Source organism: Aliamphritea ceti (assembly GCF_024347215.1).
GTDB lineage: Bacteria > Pseudomonadota > Gammaproteobacteria > Pseudomonadales > Balneatricaceae > Amphritea > Amphritea ceti.
This window is the reverse complement of sequence record NZ_AP025282.1, coordinates 543,488-558,668: the sequence shown is the minus strand read 5'-3', so window position 1 is coordinate 558,668 and position 15,181 is coordinate 543,488. Positions and strand designations below refer to the sequence as shown.

Below are 15,181 nucleotides of genomic sequence, written 5' to 3'. Positions count from 1 at the left end.
AAAACGATACTGGCAATCCCTATTCAACGGGCTAACTAGCCGGGTAATTTTAACTAATTCATTAAAGGAGTCGGATCGTGGCAAATTCCGCAGGATCCCGCAAACGCGCTCGTCAAGCTGAGAAGTGCCGTCAACATAACGCTAGCCTGCGTTCCATGGTTCGCACCTACGTTAAGAAAGTAACTGCTGCTATCGAAGCTGGCGACCACGCTGCTGCTACAGCTGCTTTCGTTACTGCTCAGCCAATTATGGACAGCGCAGTAAACAAAGGCCTGTTCAACAAGAACCAGGTTGCACGTAACAAGAGCCGCTTAAACGCCCGCATCAAACTGCTGGCTGCATAAAGCGCATTGTACACATACAAAAAAACCGGCTCTTGCCGGTTTTTTTATATCTTAAATTTACAGTAAGCATCTTCTCAACTACAAGACGAGCGCACTACGGAGCCAACTAAGCCAACACCAGATTATCCCGGTGAACCAACTCCTTCTCACCCATAAACCCAAGCACAGACGCTATTTCACCGCTAGGCTTACCAATAATCCGCACAGCATCTTCAATACCATAGTTCACCAGACCCCGCGCCATCACCATTCCAGACTCATCGATCAGCACAACCATCTCACCACGGGAAAAACTACCCTCAACCGCCTTAACCCCGGCAGGAAGCAAGCTTTTACCACCAGACACCAGCGCCTTCACAGCCCCCGCATCCAGCGTCAATGTCCCGCGAGCCTGCAGATGCCCAGCAATCCACTGCTTTCGCGCCGCCATTGGCGACTGCTCGGGCGACAACAAAGTACCCAAATCCTCAGCAGCCTTCAGCCTAAGCAACACATTATCTTCTCGGCCACTGGCAATAACTGTTAAAGCACCAGATCGCGCCGCTAACTTAGCCGCCCGAACCTTAGTCGCCATACCACCACGCCCAAGTTTGCCACCATCACCAGCCATCGCTTCAAGGGACTGATCTCCGGCACGCGCCTCCGAAATCAACGTCGCCTCAGGATCATAACGAGGATCCGCCGTAAACAAACCCTGCTGATCAGTCAGCAAAATCAGCGCATCCGCCTCAACCAGGTTCGCAACTAGCGCACCCAGCGTATCATTATCACCAAAACGTATTTCTTTAGTAACAACCGTGTCATTCTCATTAACTACCGGCACAACACCCATGGAAATCAGCGTTCTCAGAGTCGCCTGCGCGTTCAGATAACGTTTACGGTTAGAGTGATCTTCATGTGTCAGAAGCACCTGCGCCGCATGCGTATCATGGCGTTGAAAATTAGACTCATAGGCCTGCACTAAGCCCATCTGACCAACCGCTGCTGCAGCCTGAAGCTTATAGACCTCATGAGGCCGATCCGACCAACCAAGTCGCGTCATACCTTCTGCAATCGAACCCGACGAAACCAGCACAACCTCAACACCATCACGCCGGAGTTGTGCCAACTGATCAACCCAACGGGAAATCGCCGCCTGATCCAGTCCTTCACCGTCATTTGTCAGCAGTGCACTACCAATCTTCACTACCCAGCGACGGGTTTTACCAAGCTTGCTGCGCGCTTCGCTCACCATTTACTCCCGCACGTATTCCACTTCAATATCATAATCATCATCATCGAAATCATCGTCATCCAGACCATCATCATTGCGACGCTTAGCGCGAGCTTCTTCACGCATCTGCTCAATACGCTCACGCCCTTCCAGATCAATCATCCGGCGAACCTTAGCCTCTTCTTCAACCAGCTCTGGATTCTCAATGAGAGACTCAGCCCGTGTATCCAAATAGCGCTGAATATCCTGAACTAATATCTGAGTACCTTCTTTATTCAGAGCTGAAATACGATAAACCGGACCTTCCCAGCCCAACGCATCAACCACAGCCTGACAGCGCTCTTCACGCTCATCATCCGGCACCATATCCAACTTATTCAACACCAACCAGCGCTCCTGACTAGCAAGAGTCGGGCTAAATTTTTCCAGCTCATGCGCAATGACCTGAGCCGCTTCCGGTGGAGTCAACTCATCCCACGGCGCCATATCTACTAACTGCAACAAAATACGGTTACGCGCCAAATGCTTCAGAAAACGAATCCCCAGACCCGCACCCTCTGCCGCACCTTCAATAATCCCAGGAATATCTGCAATCACAAAACTACGATGCTTCTCTGTACGCACTACACCCAGATTTGGCACCAGCGTTGTAAACGGATAATTCGCCACTTTAGGCTTAGCCGCTGACACGGAACGAATAAAGGTCGACTTACCAGCATTAGGCAAACCCAACAAGCCAACATCAGCCAGCACCTTCAGCTCAAGCTTGATGTTACGCGTTTCACCCAAACTACCATTAGTTGTCTGACGTGGTGCCCGGTTAACACTGCTTTTATAGCGCGTATTACCTAAGCCATGAAAACCACCCTGAGCAATTTTCTCAACCTGGCCAATTTTGGTCAGATCCGCCAAAACCTCATCAGTATCTACATCAACAATAGTTGTACCAACAGGCACCTTAAGAACTAACTCTTCGCCTTTCGCGCCAGTGCAATTCCGACTCTGGCCATTATGACCATTTTCAGCCTTATAACGCGGCTGAAAACGGTAATCAATCAAGGTATTTAGCGCGTCATCAGCTTCAGCATACACCGAACCGCCATCACCACCATCGCCACCATCAGGACCACCTCTGGCGACATATTTCTCACGCCGAAAACTCATACAACCATTACCACCTTTACCAGCTTCAATGGTAATACTTGCTTCATCTACAAACTTCATCTTCATCCCTCCATTCAGGACCGGATGTCTCTCAACTCACTGTTGAAAACACTTCCTCGGAAACCCTTTCAACAGCACGCCACCAGACATCATCATTACAATATACTGCCGCCATCCAAAATAAGCAGCCTATCCGCTATCCATACACACAAGACATAAAAAAAGCCCCGCCGCGGCGGAGCTTTTTGAATACGTTTAAAGCTCGATTAAGCGGTTTCGATCGTGATGTACTTACGCTTTTGCGGGCCTTTAACAACAAATTTCACAACGCCATTTGCTTTCGCAAACAGTGTGTGGTCTTTGCCGATACCAACGTTTTCACCAGCATGGAACTTAGTACCGCGCTGACGAACCAGAATGTTACCAGCCACAACAACCTGACCACCAAAACGCTTAACACCTAAGCGTTTCGACTCGGAATCGCGACCGTTACGCGTACTACCTGCTGCCTTCTTATGAGCCATTTGTCAGTCTCCTATTCAGGTTAATTAGGCGCTAATGCCTGTAATTTTAACTTCAGTAAAGTGCTGACGGTGACCCATCTGCTTCATGTGGTGCTTACGACGCTTGAACTTCATGATATGAACTTTCTTAGCGCGGCCGTGATCAACGATCTCACCAACAACTTTAGCACCCGCTACAACCGGCGCACCGATTTTAACGTCATCGCCATTTGCTACCAGCAAAACGCGATCGAATTCGATACTAGCACCCGCTTCAGCGTGTAACTTCTCTACTTTCAGCGTCTGACCTTCTTGAACGCGGTATTGCTTACCGCCGCTCACGATTACTGCGTACATTTCTTTCTCCGGTTTAAAACCCGCCCTGCTACTGTTGTAGAAGCCTATTTCTAATGGCAGCGCCATATAATAGGGAGCGAATTTGGATGGGTTAGGGCGCGAGATTATATACAAGTCAACTGACAACCACAAGCCCAACATTCCCTGCCTTGGGCTTTTCTTGACACCGCTATACAACCCCCCTAGCATGCTGGCCTAACTTCCGTATCAATAACACTACGTGACATGCAGCCACATCAGCTAAACCCTCTTATTGAACCGCAATTTGAAGCGGTAAATGACTACATAATCAACCACTTGCATTCAGGTGTTCCGCTAGTCGAAAAGATTGGGCACTACATCGTAGAAAGCGGTGGTAAGCGCATTCGCCCATTACTTGTACTACTGGCCGCTAACGCTGCCAACTATAAAGGCGAGCAACATGTTTCACTGGCAGCGGTCATAGAATTCATTCATACAGCAACACTCTTACATGATGATGTTGTCGATAATTCTGATTTACGCCGTGGCAACTCAACCGCAAATGCTAAATGGGGTAACGCCCCCAGCGTACTTGTCGGTGACTTTCTATACTCCCGCGCATTCCAGATTATGGTTGAACTTAACAGCATGGAGATAATGAAAGTCATCTCCGATGCCACCAACATCATAGCTGAAGGAGAAGTCCTTCAGCTTCTGAACGCAAAAAACCCGGATACCACTGAAGATGCCTACATGCAGGTTATTCTGGGAAAAACAGCCATGCTGTTTGAAGCTGCGACAGAGTCTGGAGCAATTCTTGCTGGCGCAACTAAAGAAGAGCAGGAAGGCCTGCGCTTATTTGGTCGCCACATAGGTATCGCTTTTCAGATAATCGACGATGTTATGGATTACCTCAGTACCGCTGAAGAAATGGGCAAAAACGTTGGTGACGACCTTGCAGAAGGTAAAGCAACGCTACCACTGATCCACGCAATGCGCGAAGGCACCGACGAACAACGCAAACTGATTCGCCGCGCAATTCGCAAAGGCGGCTTAGAAGACCTGCAACCAGTACTGGATATCGTTCACGCGACTGGCGCCATCGAATACGCTCGCACCCAGGCATATCAACAAGCTGACCAGGCAATCGCCGCGCTTGATGCTTTACCTGATTCTTCATTTAAAGCGACCATGATTCAACTGGCAGATTTAGCCGTTAAACGAAGCAGCTAACTCAGACATTAAGCCTTTCTGAACGAGAGGCTCAGCCCCTATAACGGGAAACACCGGCAAGCTCCTAATTGCAATAATAATTCTCATTTATATTATGCGACTGCAATAATACGGAATTTAGCAATTCAACCCGTGATACTGACGAGTTTAGCCGGTATAATCAGCCGATATTTTGGCTTAAATTTACGGATCAACAGTTCAAATGACTAAACCTTCTTCTTTTAACCGTGACGAACTGCTGTCATGTGGTCACGGCGAGATGTTCGGCCCAGGCAATGCCCGGCTTCCAATCGACAACATGCTGATGATGGATCGCATCGTCAACATCAACTCCGAAGGCGGCAAATACGGCAAAGGCCAGATCATTGCTGAACTCGACATCCATCCGGACCTGTGGTTCTTCCAGTGTCACTTTCCAACAGACCCTGTTATGCCAGGCTGCCTAGGCCTTGATGCAATGTGGCAGTTAGTAGGCTTCTACTTGGGCTGGCGCGGCAACCTGGGTCGTGGACGCGCTCTGGGATCAGGTGAAGTAAAGTTCACCGGTCAAATCTTGCCAACCGCTAAAAAAGTTACTTACACCATCGACCTGAAGCGCGTCATTGAACGCAAACTGGTTATGGGCATTGCTGATGGAACAGTCTCCGTTGATGGCCGCGATATTTACAGCGCAACCGATCTGCGTGTTGGCCTGTTCACATCAACTGAGAATTTCTGATTCCAGATTATCAGCAACTCTTCATAGCCTGCATTCAACTAGAATGCAGGCAACCAAATAATTTACGAGTAATATAGAGAGGCATCCTATGAGACGCGTCGTAGTTACCGGAATGGGTATCGTTTCTTGCCTGGGCACGGACAAAGAAACCGTCTTAGATTCACTGCAACAGGGCCGTTCAGGTATCAAGTTTCAGGAAGAATATAAGGAAATGGGGTTCCGCAGCCATGTTGCCGGTAGCGTAGATCTGGATTATAGCGATCTGATCGACCGCAAACTGGTTCGTTTCATGGGCGATGCAGCTGCTTATGCTTACCTTTCTATGGATCAGGCCATTAAAGACGCAGGCCTCACAGAAGACCAGGTATCCAATGTTCGCACCGGCCTGATTGCAGGCTCCGGCGGCGCATCTTCAGCTGACATCGTTGAAACAGCTGACATTCTGCGCAGCAAAGGTGTACGTCGCGTTGGTCCATATCGTGTAACCCGCACTATGGGCAGCACTGTTTCCGCATGCCTGGCAACACCATTTAAAATCAAAGGCGTTAACTACTCAATTACATCTGCCTGCGCTACCAGTGCACACTGTATTGGTAATGCAATGGAGCAAATCCAGCTAGGCAAGCAAGACATTGTTTTTGCCGGCGGCGGTGAAGAGCTTCACTGGTCCCTGAGTGTTATGTTTGATGCAATGGGCGCACTGTCCAGCAAATATAACGAAACACCTGAAAAAGCTTCCCGCGCTTACGATGCAAACCGTGATGGTTTCGTTATCGCAGGTGGTGGCGGCATGCTGGTACTGGAAGATTACGAACACGCTAAAGCACGTGGCGCAAAAATCTACGGTGAACTGGTTGGCTACGGCGCTACATCTGATGGCTACGACATGGTCGCACCTTCAGGCGAAGGCGCACAGCGCTGCATGGAACAGGCAATGAGCACTGTTGACGGTAGCATTGACTACATCAACTCTCACGGCACATCCACACCTGCTGGCGACATCCAGGAACTCAAGGCAATGAAGTCAACCTTTGGCGAAAACATGCCTCCGGTTAGCTCAACCAAATCCCTGACTGGCCACTCGCTGGGCGCAACAGGCGTACAGGAAGCAATTTACAGCCTGCTGATGATGGAAAACAAATTCATTTGTGCATCTGCAAACGTAGACGAGCTAGACCCTGCTGCTGAAGGCCTGCCAGTCGTTACTGAACGCAAAGACAACGTTGACCTTCAACGCGTCATGTCGAACAGCTTTGGCTTTGGTGGCACGAACTCCACTCTGGTATTCCAGAAGCTGGACAGCTAAGCAAGCCTTACTCCTATATACAAAACGGGGCTAAAGCCCCGTTTTTTTTTCGCACTTAAAAAACTAATCAGCTACTTTGTCCGACAATAATCCCGGATATTTTCGCAAGTACGCCCGCAACTGATGATAGGTTAAGCCCAAACTATCAGCTGTATGCTTCTGCTGATAATGATTAAGCCTCAAAGCTCTGACAATTAATTGCTGCTCAAAGCGTGCAACCTGAGCCTTCATATCACCAACGCAATTTTCACCACCTTCTGTTGAAGCCCCAACACCATTAAAGCTACGTTCTACTAAATCTTTTTCAGCCCACCCTGCTGCTTCAACACCTTTCCGAACATCCAACATACCCTTGCCAGAAGTATCAGAATACTCTGTAGCCTGCACCTCCGACACACTATCTTCAGTCCATGGAGAGCGAAAAGGATCTGTCACTATTTCAGATAAAGGCTGCTCATAATCCTGATGCCGATAGATACTCCGCTCAACTACATTCTTTAACTCACGAATATTTCCCGGCCACGCATAACCTAACAACTGCCGCCTCGCCTCTACAGCAAACCCCGCAAAGACTGGACGCTCTAGCTCACGACACATTGCCATTGCGAAGCTTTCTGCAAGCAAGAGAACATCGCCATCTCTCATCCTCAGAGGCGGCAAGTGCAAAACATCAAACGCCAGACGATCCAATAAGTCAGCCCTAAACCGCCCCTGACTAGCCAATTCAGGTAAGTTCGCATTGGTCGCAGCCACAACCCTGACATCAACCTGTAAGGTTTGCTGCCCACCCAAACGCTCTATCTCGCCGTACTCTATCGCCCGCAATAGCTTTTCCTGCACTCTCACGGATGCCGTCGCCAGCTCATCCAGAAAAAGCGTGCCCTCATCTGCTCTTTCAAAACAACCTTTCACCTGCTTATTAGCTCCGGTAAACGCTCCGGCTTCATGACCAAATAATGCAGACTCTAATAAAGACTCACTTAAAGCAGCACAATTTAGCTTAATAAATGCCTTATCCCAGCGCTCCGACAAATAATGCAGTCGCTGCGCCATCAATTCTTTACCTGTACCACGCTCACCAACCACTAACACAGGCTTATGTAACGGAGCTACCAGACTCAATCGCTCCAAAACCTGATCAAACAAAGGTGAATCACCAATAATCGCGGGAATATTCATAGCCAATAAAACCACTTGGTTAGCTTTATAGACCTAATAATAGCTATATAAACCAACAAAAAACAATCAGGCCTCACACTTAAAACAATAAATCTCTTATTTTTCAGCCTATTAGGATTATTTTTTTAGAACTGGCACAGAGTTCGCTATATACATCTCAGACAACTAACTTCGAACAATGCAATCAAGGAGATAACCATGGGCATTTTTTCCCGCTTTCAGGACATTGTTAACGCTAACCTGACTTCACTACTGGATCGCGCAGAAGATCCTAAAAAAATGATTCGCCAGATGATTCAGGAAATGGAAGACACTCTTATCGAAGTTCGCAGCACATCTGCAAAGATCATTGCAGATAAAAAAGAACTCGAACGTCGCATTCAAATGCTCCAGGATGAAGCCAACGACTGGCTCAACAAAACCGAACTGGCAATCAGCAAAGGCCGCGAAGATCTTGCAAAAGGTGCTTTAATAGAAAAACGACGCGCTGAAGAAGCGGTTGAAGCTGGCGATAATGAACTGACCTTTCTTAGCGAGCAACTCAACGTACTTAATGATGAAATCAGCCAGCTGCAGGAAAAGCTTGCCAGCGCAAAAGGCAAGCAGAAAGAACTGCTGTTACGTGAACAGACTGGCAAATCTCGTCTTGAGATCCGTAAAAAAACAAATCGCGAGACTCTCAACCGTGCTTTTGAAAAGTTTGAACAGTATGAGCGTCGTCTTGATGACCTGGAAGGCCAGGTAGAATCTTACGATATGGGTAAGACACACAAAACCAACCTGGCCGATGAGATTAATGATCTGGCAGCAGCTGATGATATCGAACGCGAACTGGATGCCATTAAAAGCAAAATTAACAGTAAAGCTGAATAGGCGGAAATACGATGACAGCAATGGCATTTTTCTTTGTGCCCTCGGTAGTGTTTCTCAGCGTTGTCGCACCACTGTGGCTGATTCTCCACTACTGGAGCAAACACAAATCAAATCGCGGGCTTTCCGATGATGACCAACATCTGATGGAAAACATGGCAAACACCATTAACGGGCTGGAAGAGCGCATTGACAGCCTTGAGCGCATTCTTGACAACCAGCACCAGGGCTGGCGACGGGATCAGCACTGACCCGTCACATTTAAGGAGAGAATTATGCAGGACAATACAGCAAACAAAGCCAATGGTTATAACCGCAACCTTTATCGAAATCCAAAACGCGGCCCACTGGCAGGCGTCTGCACCGGGCTCGCCGAATACTTTGAAATCCCTGTATGGGTAGCCCGGCTAATTGCAATCAGCCTGTTTATTTTTGTATCGCAACTATTTGTTATCGCTTATATCGCCGGTATTTTTTTACTGGCTAAACGACCCTCAGCTCATTTTCAGAGCAAACAACAGCAACACCATGATAACGGACTGTTTAACTACCAAAAACCTGCCAGTGAGCGCTTGAGAGACATTCACGAACGTTTACAAGCCCTTGATAAAAAGCTTCGCGGCATGGAAGGCTACGTGACTTCAAAGAAGTATCAGTTCAATAAAGAAATTAACGACCTGTAAAGCTTACAGCCACAAAAAACCCCGCTATTGCGGGGTTTGTTTTATCTGTTAATCAACGACTCTTAAAGCCCGCATCCGGGCTTCCATCCACTCAACCGAGGGATCATGTAACGCGTCAACACTCGGCTCATCCAGCTCCACTGGCTTACCGATTATGACCTTGACGGTACCCGAACGCTTCACAAAACTCTTACCCGGCCAATACAAACCAGCATCATGAACCAAAGGTACTAAAGGCACGTTATTAGCCGCAGCCAACATCGCCCCACCTTTATTGAAGCGCCCTAACTGACCAACAGGCAAACGCGTACCCTGAGGAAATATAACAATATTAATACCTTCCTCTAAACGCTCTCTACCCTGCGTAATAAGCTGCTTAAGCGCACCACGACGCTTGCTACGATCCAATGCAATTGGCTTCAGCATACCCAGCGCCCAACCAAACCCTGGAATACGTAACAACTCCTGCTTGAGAACCGTACACTGCGGACGTATCAAAGTTTGCAGAAAGAACGTTTCCCATTCGCTCGAATGATTTGCCACAACGACATAAGCCCCATTCTTCGGAAGGTTTTCACGCCCTTCTATTTCAACTTTCACACCGCAAGTTAAACGCAACCAGAACATACAGAAAAAATTAATAACTGTAATTAGCCGAAATCTGGCACGAAAAGGTAACGCCCAGCCCACACACACACACAACAATGAATAAACGAACATTACCGGATAAAAAACAGCATAAAACAGGCTAGCCCGAATATAAGCTAAAACCGAAGCCGACTCGGTAGGAGGCACTTGCTCAGCGGTCACGATAGTGTATTCCTTGATAAATAATTAAACGTCAGCCTGCCAGTGTCCGCTTTTGCCGCCTTTTTTCTCCAGCAACATCACATCAGACATGACCATACCTTTATCCACAGCTTTGCACATGTCATAAATAGTCAGACCCGCGACAGTCGCTGCAGTTAAGGCCTCCATTTCGACACCCGTCTGCCCTGCAAGTTTGCAGGTCGCATGAATAACAATGCAGCTATTTTCAGGCTGAGGCGTCAGCTCCACTTTCACTTTACTAAGCATTAATGGATGACACAGCGGAATCAGGTCAGAACAACGCTTTGCTGCCTGAATACCAGCAATCCGCGCAACCGCAATCACATCACCTTTTTTATGCTCTCCGGCGGTGATCATATGCAAGGTTTCCGGCAACATTTTTACAACTGCCTGCGCAGTCGCTTCGCGGCTGGTAACCGCCTTTTCAGACACATCCACCATATTGGCATGTCCATTCTCATCAAGATGAGTCAAACCTGTCATACACCCTCCTGCAGGGTATGTTTGTTTTTTACCGGATTAGCGTACATCTGCCGCAAAATTTCTGCTGCTGTAGGTTCCAACCCCTGTAAACGCTCTTCAAACTGATTACGCTCCTGAGATGAAGCAGACGCATCTTCCTCTCCAGCAGCAATCAGATTAGACGGGTGCAAATGATAATTTTCTATAATCTGCCGATCAATCTCTGCAGCTAACTCTTCTGGTGTTTCCATGTCCCGGATCACACTTCCAAAAGCTACATGTACATGCCCCTTATTTCCGGTAATACCCTGCACAATGCTTTCGATATCTTCAAACTGACCTTTCTCGTAATTACCATCCTGCTGCTTAGCACACAATTCATTGGCTTTAGCCGAATCGCAAGGATCATATTCGTAAGAGATGGAAACAGGCACAATATTTACCCGGTCGAGAAACTCTTTAAAAGACCGCTGTTTGCGGTGCGACATATAAAACATTTTCAAAATCGCAGGATCAGTCGCATCATTACCGTCTTTAGCCCGGCCTTCTCGCTGAGCAATCCAGACATTCTGCTCATCCTGCACCAAAGAATGATCAATATATGACGAGAGCTGTCCAAGCGCAGTCAACACTTCACGTCCCTTAGCCGAGCGGTTAACAATAAAACTTTTATTCAACCGCATCAGATCAGACACGTAAGGCTTACGCAGTAAGTTATCTCCAATCGCGATACGCGCTGTATTCCTGTCATTCTGATGTAATACCCAATTCACAAACGCAGGGTCCATAGCGATATCACGGTGATTCGAAATAAACAGATACGCTTCATCACCATCCAGGTTTTCGAATCCTGAGCAGCTAAGACGCGTAGTGGTCCGGCTGATCATTTTTTCCATGTAGCTCGCAACCAGTCCCTGAAAGTTCGCCACCGTTTTAATTTCATCAATTTTCTGCGCCAAAAAAATACGAATCGCAGGCTTAAGCAGAAAACCTAACCAGGATGCCAGCTTAGGAAACTGGTAACGGGTAATTGCCGAAATAAACTCATCGTTACGGATCAGTCTATTCAAAACAACATTTACTTCCCGGTCATGATACGGACGAATATTCTGAAACGGATCATTCGGGATGTTTGACTCAGCCATCAAGGCTCCTCAGCGAACTACAAACTTAAACAGTCTATTTTACCGCGAGACGGCAAAAATTTCAGTCCATTTCTATCGTCTTTTGCCAACCTTTCGTCATAAAACTTCGCTAACTCCCCCGAAAATCCTCATGACCCCAGGTTATACCTTGTTTGCTTGCTTCATTCGCCACTTGAGCGGTGACCAACCGGCATTCATTGCTGTGGCAGAAAACAGCACAGCCATAATTCCGAGCCACTGCAGAACACTTAAGGACTGATCGTAAATAAGATAATCCACAAGTATTGCTATCACAGGATATAAAAACGCCAGTATCGCAATCAACGCTACTGGTAATTTCTGATAGGCAGAATATAAAAAAATGTACATCAGGCAGGTATGCACAAATCCCAACACAATCAGACACCACCATTGACTGGCCAACACAGGCAACGCAGTTAAATCCAGTACCGGCAAAAGCAGCACACTGCCGATCATCACATGCAATAACGCTATCACTTCAGGTCGAACCCCTTCTACCTGACGCGTAAACAGGGTCGTCACTGCATAGAGTACCGCCGCCCCCAGTGCCATCAGAAACCCAAGCAATTGTTGTGAGTTTTCCAACCCGCTCCAGCGAAACTCAATAATCAGCAACAAACCAGCAAAAGCAATCAGATACCAGGGTAATTTTCGAAGATCAAAAGCCTCAGCAAAAAACAGCCTAGCCAGTAAAAGCAGAAAAAATGGCTGGGTATGATATACAGCTGTCGACAGCGATATCGAAGCATACTGATAAGAACCAAATAGCAGTAGCCAGTTAGCAACCAGAGCACAACCAGCCAGAGAAGCAAACAACAAATTCCGCCCAGCCAACGGCCACGGCGTCAGAAAGCCTCGCCACCAGCAATAAATACCCAAGCCCAGCAACCCAAAGACACAGCGAAAAAATACGATATTCCATACAGGTAAGTTCGCCTCCAGTACAAAATATCCAAGCGTCCCAGACAACCCCATAGCCAGGACCATCTCTACAATACCGGTCTGCCGACGATTTAAATTCATCCCACTCCCTCAAAGCATCGCCTGAAATACAAACAGTTTACGCTGGCCAAAATAATCATCTATAAGTAAACATGAGCCAATAAAGCAAAACACCTTTGAATTAGTGGTAAATCATCAATTATGCCTTTGACTTCAAAAACATATATACCTGACGGTATCGATATAGAAATTATCAAGCGATTAGCAGACAACGCCCGTCAATCTGTCAGCAGCTTGGCTAATCAGATAGGCATGTCTGCACCAAGCATTGCAGAACGCATTAAGAACGCTCGAAGAACAGGGAGTTATTATTCGCTATACCATTTAGGTAGATCTCGAAAAACCAGGCTTTACACTCACATCACTGGCAAGAGTTAAACTATTGCCCGGACAACTGCATAAACTTGAAGAACGTCTGACCTAAATGCCAGCGTGAATAGAGTGCGATAAGGGGACGGGAGAAGATTGCTTTATTATTCGCTTAGTTTTACGTTCAATCAGCGACCTGGACGAGCAGTTGAATCACATTGTGGAGCGGGCTGAAACTAGCAGCGCTATTGTTAAGAAAAGCCCTGTGCCGCGACGATTACCGGCCCTGATACGCGGCTAAATCAGCCGCCGGTCATATTCATAAAACGAACAATCTGAGGCTCAGCATCCAGATCGAAATAATGACGTTCAGGCTTAAGATCCATAGACTCGATCAGCTTCTGCTTAAGCAAATCATTATCGTCTGGATTATTTCGCATGACCTCGCGTAAATCCATCGAATGCTCATTACCCAGACAAAGCAGCAAACGCCCCTCAACAGTTACCCGTACACGGTTACATTCACTACAAAAGTTATGACTATGTGGTGAAATAAAACCAATCTTACTGCGGCTATCACTCATTCGATAATACTTAGAAGGACCACCGGTTTTTTCTGTCGTGGAAAGCAACTCGTATTGCTTTGAAATCATCGCCAGTATTTCATCACTGGAACAATACGACTCAGCGCGATCATGCTCAGTAATCGCTCCCAGCGGCATTTCTTCAATAAAGGTAATATCGATTTCACGGTCACGGGCAAACTCAACCAAATCGACAACCTCGTCATCGTTACGGCCTTTAAGCACTACTGCATTCAGTTTAATACCCTTGAAACCAGCCTCACAGGCAGCATCAATACCTGCCAGCACCTGATGCAGACGATCACTGCGTGTTAAGCGCTGAAATTTATCACGCTGCAAACTATCCAGACTGATATTCAGACGATCCACACCAAACCGCTGCAGATCTTTCGCCATTTTAGTCAACTGCGAACCATTAGTAGTAATCAGCAACTCAGCTGGCAGCTGCCCCATCTTCTCGATAAGCCCCAGCACACCTTTACGAACCAACGGCTCACCACCGGTCAGGCGTAACTTGTTTACACCAAGATCCGTAAAACTTTTCGCCAGATTATAAATTTCTTCCAGCGACAACACCTGTTCACGGGGCAAAAACTCCATCTCTTCAGCCATACAGTACACGCAGCGAAAATCGCACCTGTCCGTAACAGACAAGCGTACATATTCGACCCGACGACCGAACTTATCGACTAAAACTGGCTGAGAAGATGTAGATTGTGTCATAACTAAAATCCGCCACACTGGCTTCTGGTGAGTAAATCAGTGAGAATGAGCCGCCTTCATCAAAGAAGCGGAGCACTGCTCACAAACCCGATTATACCTATATATAGCGACAATGTTTATGTAACAGCGCCATATATAGAAACGATTATATTAAGAGCCAAACAGACCTATGTACATGCTATTAAAACACCTGCACATGACCTGTGCCATGTTAACCCTATTATCATTCGCTATCCGCGGCTTCTGGATGCTGACCGATAACAACCTCCTGCAACGCCGCTGGGTAAAAATTGCACCGCATATTATTGATACTCTGCTCCTGGTAACAGCGGTTGGCCTGACCATCACAATAAGCCAGTATCCGTTTGTCGACGCATGGTTAACAGCTAAGCTGGGAGGGCTTATTGCTTACATCGTACTGGGAACGATGGCACTGAAACGCGGTAAGACTAAAGCGATTCGTACCATGGCACTGATTCTGGCCTTAGCTTGCTGGGGCTACATCTTTGCTGTCGCACGTAGCCACATGCCATTTCCCTGGTAAGCTATTTTTCTGACAAACTAGGTTAGCAG

At 47.2% G+C, this 15,181-nt stretch carries 19 protein-coding genes; 9 read left to right on the top strand and 10 right to left on the bottom strand.

What is annotated here, in order from left to right:
- The first annotated feature begins 77 nt into the window (after positions 1-77).
- The gene (gene rpsT, locus OCU49_RS02455) at positions 78-344 is read left to right on the top strand and encodes a 30S ribosomal protein S20 (RefSeq protein ID WP_261843448.1); all 267 of its coding nucleotides are present in this window, start codon (positions 78-80) and stop codon (positions 342-344) included.
- Between the two features lie 106 nt (positions 345-450).
- On the opposite strand, the gene proB is transcribed toward rpsT, so the two are convergent.
- The 4 genes from proB to rplU form a co-directional block, all read right to left on the bottom strand.
- Positions 451-1,578, bottom strand: a complete 1,128-nt coding sequence (proB, locus tag OCU49_RS02450) for a glutamate 5-kinase (protein WP_261843447.1) — start codon at positions 1,576-1,578, stop codon at positions 451-453.
- A complete protein-coding gene (gene cgtA / locus OCU49_RS02445) occupies positions 1,579-2,781 on the bottom strand; it encodes an Obg family GTPase CgtA (protein ID WP_261843446.1) in 1,203 nt (400 codons plus the stop codon).
- Between the two features lie 206 nt (positions 2,782-2,987).
- Positions 2,988-3,245: a 50S ribosomal protein L27 gene (rpmA, locus tag OCU49_RS02440; RefSeq protein ID WP_261843445.1), complete on the bottom strand. Its 258-nt coding sequence runs from the start codon at positions 3,243-3,245 to the stop codon at positions 2,988-2,990.
- A 24-nt stretch (positions 3,246-3,269) separates the two neighbouring features.
- The gene (gene rplU / locus OCU49_RS02435; protein ID WP_261843444.1) at positions 3,270-3,581 is read right to left on the bottom strand and encodes a 50S ribosomal protein L21; all 312 of its coding nucleotides are present in this window, start codon (positions 3,579-3,581) and stop codon (positions 3,270-3,272) included.
- A gap of 225 nt (positions 3,582-3,806) precedes the next feature.
- Between rplU and ispB the strand changes: the two genes are divergently transcribed.
- The 3 genes from ispB to fabB all read left to right on the top strand — a co-directional run bounded on the left by ispB (position 3,807) and on the right by fabB (position 6,799).
- On the top strand, positions 3,807-4,775 hold the full coding sequence (gene ispB, locus OCU49_RS02430; protein WP_261843443.1) for an octaprenyl diphosphate synthase: 969 nt from the start codon (positions 3,807-3,809) through the stop codon (positions 4,773-4,775).
- Between the two features lie 202 nt (positions 4,776-4,977).
- Positions 4,978-5,493 (top strand): 3-hydroxyacyl-[acyl-carrier-protein] dehydratase FabA, encoded by a 516-nt coding sequence (gene fabA / locus OCU49_RS02425; protein WP_261843442.1) that lies wholly within the window; start codon positions 4,978-4,980, stop codon positions 5,491-5,493.
- Positions 5,494-5,581: 88 nt separating this feature from the next.
- The gene (gene fabB / locus OCU49_RS02420; protein WP_261843441.1) at positions 5,582-6,799 is read left to right on the top strand and encodes a beta-ketoacyl-ACP synthase I; all 1,218 of its coding nucleotides are present in this window, start codon (positions 5,582-5,584) and stop codon (positions 6,797-6,799) included.
- 63 nt (positions 6,800-6,862) lie between these two features.
- On the opposite strand, the gene pspF is transcribed toward fabB, so the two are convergent.
- Positions 6,863-7,978, bottom strand: a complete 1,116-nt coding sequence (gene pspF / locus OCU49_RS02415; protein WP_261843440.1) for a phage shock protein operon transcriptional activator — start codon at positions 7,976-7,978, stop codon at positions 6,863-6,865.
- A 198-nt stretch (positions 7,979-8,176) separates the two neighbouring features.
- Here pspF and pspA point away from each other — a divergent pair, with 198 nt between their 5' ends.
- Genes pspA through pspC form a run of 3 tightly spaced genes read left to right on the top strand, consistent with a single transcriptional unit; the run spans position 8,177 to position 9,531 of the window.
- Positions 8,177-8,851, top strand: coding sequence for a phage shock protein PspA (gene pspA / locus OCU49_RS02410; protein WP_261843439.1), 675 nt, complete (start codon positions 8,177-8,179; stop codon positions 8,849-8,851).
- Between the two features lie 11 nt (positions 8,852-8,862).
- Complete coding sequence (gene pspB / locus OCU49_RS02405; protein WP_261843438.1) at positions 8,863-9,099, top strand: envelope stress response membrane protein PspB; 237 nt, start codon at positions 8,863-8,865, stop codon at positions 9,097-9,099.
- Between the two features lie 24 nt (positions 9,100-9,123).
- Positions 9,124-9,531 carry an envelope stress response membrane protein PspC gene (pspC, locus tag OCU49_RS02400; RefSeq protein ID WP_261843437.1) on the top strand — a complete coding sequence of 136 codons (408 nt, stop codon included), beginning with the start codon at positions 9,124-9,126 and terminating at the stop codon, positions 9,529-9,531.
- Between the two features lie 48 nt (positions 9,532-9,579).
- Here pspC and OCU49_RS02395 read toward each other — a convergent pair whose 3' ends face one another.
- The 4 genes from OCU49_RS02395 to OCU49_RS02380 all read right to left on the bottom strand — a co-directional run bounded on the left by OCU49_RS02395 (position 9,580) and on the right by OCU49_RS02380 (position 13,013).
- Complete coding sequence (locus OCU49_RS02395; RefSeq protein WP_261843436.1) at positions 9,580-10,341, bottom strand: lysophospholipid acyltransferase family protein; 762 nt, start codon at positions 10,339-10,341, stop codon at positions 9,580-9,582.
- Positions 10,342-10,365: 24 nt separating this feature from the next.
- Entirely contained in the window at positions 10,366-10,845 is a 480-nt protein-coding gene (gene moaC, locus OCU49_RS02390) for a cyclic pyranopterin monophosphate synthase MoaC (RefSeq protein WP_261843435.1), read from the bottom strand.
- A complete protein-coding gene (locus OCU49_RS02385; protein WP_261843434.1) occupies positions 10,842-11,969 on the bottom strand; it encodes a lysophospholipid acyltransferase family protein in 1,128 nt (375 codons plus the stop codon). Before OCU49_RS02385 ends, moaC begins: the two co-directional genes overlap by 4 nt.
- A gap of 141 nt (positions 11,970-12,110) precedes the next feature.
- Positions 12,111-13,013, bottom strand: a complete 903-nt coding sequence (locus tag OCU49_RS02380; RefSeq protein ID WP_261843433.1) for a DMT family transporter — start codon at positions 13,011-13,013, stop codon at positions 12,111-12,113.
- 120 nt (positions 13,014-13,133) lie between these two features.
- Between OCU49_RS02380 and OCU49_RS23750 the strand changes: the two genes are divergently transcribed.
- Positions 13,134-13,370, top strand: coding sequence for an AsnC family transcriptional regulator (locus OCU49_RS23750; protein WP_376787887.1), 237 nt, complete (start codon positions 13,134-13,136; stop codon positions 13,368-13,370).
- Between the two features lie 233 nt (positions 13,371-13,603).
- Here the strand turns inward: OCU49_RS23750 and moaA are convergent, their stop codons facing one another.
- Positions 13,604-14,608: a GTP 3',8-cyclase MoaA gene (gene moaA / locus OCU49_RS02375; RefSeq protein ID WP_261843432.1), complete on the bottom strand. Its 1,005-nt coding sequence runs from the start codon at positions 14,606-14,608 to the stop codon at positions 13,604-13,606.
- A 169-nt stretch (positions 14,609-14,777) separates the two neighbouring features.
- On the opposite strand from moaA, the gene OCU49_RS02370 reads away from it, so the two are divergent.
- Positions 14,778-15,152 (top strand): SirB2 family protein, encoded by a 375-nt coding sequence (locus tag OCU49_RS02370; protein ID WP_261843431.1) that lies wholly within the window; start codon positions 14,778-14,780, stop codon positions 15,150-15,152.
- Positions 15,153-15,181: the final 29 nt, after the last annotated feature.

Excerpts from the sequence above, each read along its gene's own strand:
- OCU49_RS02380 (WP_261843433.1), bottom strand. The coding sequence starts at position 13,013 with ATGAATTTAAATCGTCGGCAGACCGGTATTGTAGAGATGGTCCTGGCT.
- OCU49_RS02385 (WP_261843434.1), bottom strand. The coding sequence starts at position 11,969 with ATGGCTGAGTCAAACATCCCGAATGATCCGTTTCAGAATATTCGTCCG.
- cgtA (WP_261843446.1), bottom strand. The coding sequence starts at position 2,781 with ATGAAGTTTGTAGATGAAGCAAGTATTACCATTGAAGCTGGTAAAGGT.
- pspC (WP_261843437.1), top strand. The coding sequence starts at position 9,124 with ATGCAGGACAATACAGCAAACAAAGCCAATGGTTATAACCGCAACCTT.
- rpmA (WP_261843445.1), bottom strand. The coding sequence starts at position 3,245 with ATGGCTCATAAGAAGGCAGCAGGTAGTACGCGTAACGGTCGCGATTCC.
- rplU (WP_261843444.1), bottom strand. The coding sequence starts at position 3,581 with ATGTACGCAGTAATCGTGAGCGGCGGTAAGCAATACCGCGTTCAAGAA.
- OCU49_RS02370 (WP_261843431.1), top strand. The coding sequence starts at position 14,778 with ATGTACATGCTATTAAAACACCTGCACATGACCTGTGCCATGTTAACC.
- OCU49_RS23750 (WP_376787887.1), top strand. The coding sequence starts at position 13,134 with ATGCCTTTGACTTCAAAAACATATATACCTGACGGTATCGATATAGAA.
- moaA (WP_261843432.1), bottom strand. The coding sequence starts at position 14,608 with ATGACACAATCTACATCTTCTCAGCCAGTTTTAGTCGATAAGTTCGGT.
- proB (WP_261843447.1), bottom strand. The coding sequence starts at position 1,578 with ATGGTGAGCGAAGCGCGCAGCAAGCTTGGTAAAACCCGTCGCTGGGTA.
- fabA (WP_261843442.1), top strand. The coding sequence starts at position 4,978 with ATGACTAAACCTTCTTCTTTTAACCGTGACGAACTGCTGTCATGTGGT.
- ispB (WP_261843443.1), top strand. The coding sequence starts at position 3,807 with ATGCAGCCACATCAGCTAAACCCTCTTATTGAACCGCAATTTGAAGCG.
- moaC (WP_261843435.1), bottom strand. The coding sequence starts at position 10,845 with ATGACAGGTTTGACTCATCTTGATGAGAATGGACATGCCAATATGGTG.
- fabB (WP_261843441.1), top strand. The coding sequence starts at position 5,582 with ATGAGACGCGTCGTAGTTACCGGAATGGGTATCGTTTCTTGCCTGGGC.
- pspB (WP_261843438.1), top strand. The coding sequence starts at position 8,863 with ATGACAGCAATGGCATTTTTCTTTGTGCCCTCGGTAGTGTTTCTCAGC.
- pspA (WP_261843439.1), top strand. The coding sequence starts at position 8,177 with ATGGGCATTTTTTCCCGCTTTCAGGACATTGTTAACGCTAACCTGACT.
- pspF (WP_261843440.1), bottom strand. The coding sequence starts at position 7,978 with ATGAATATTCCCGCGATTATTGGTGATTCACCTTTGTTTGATCAGGTT.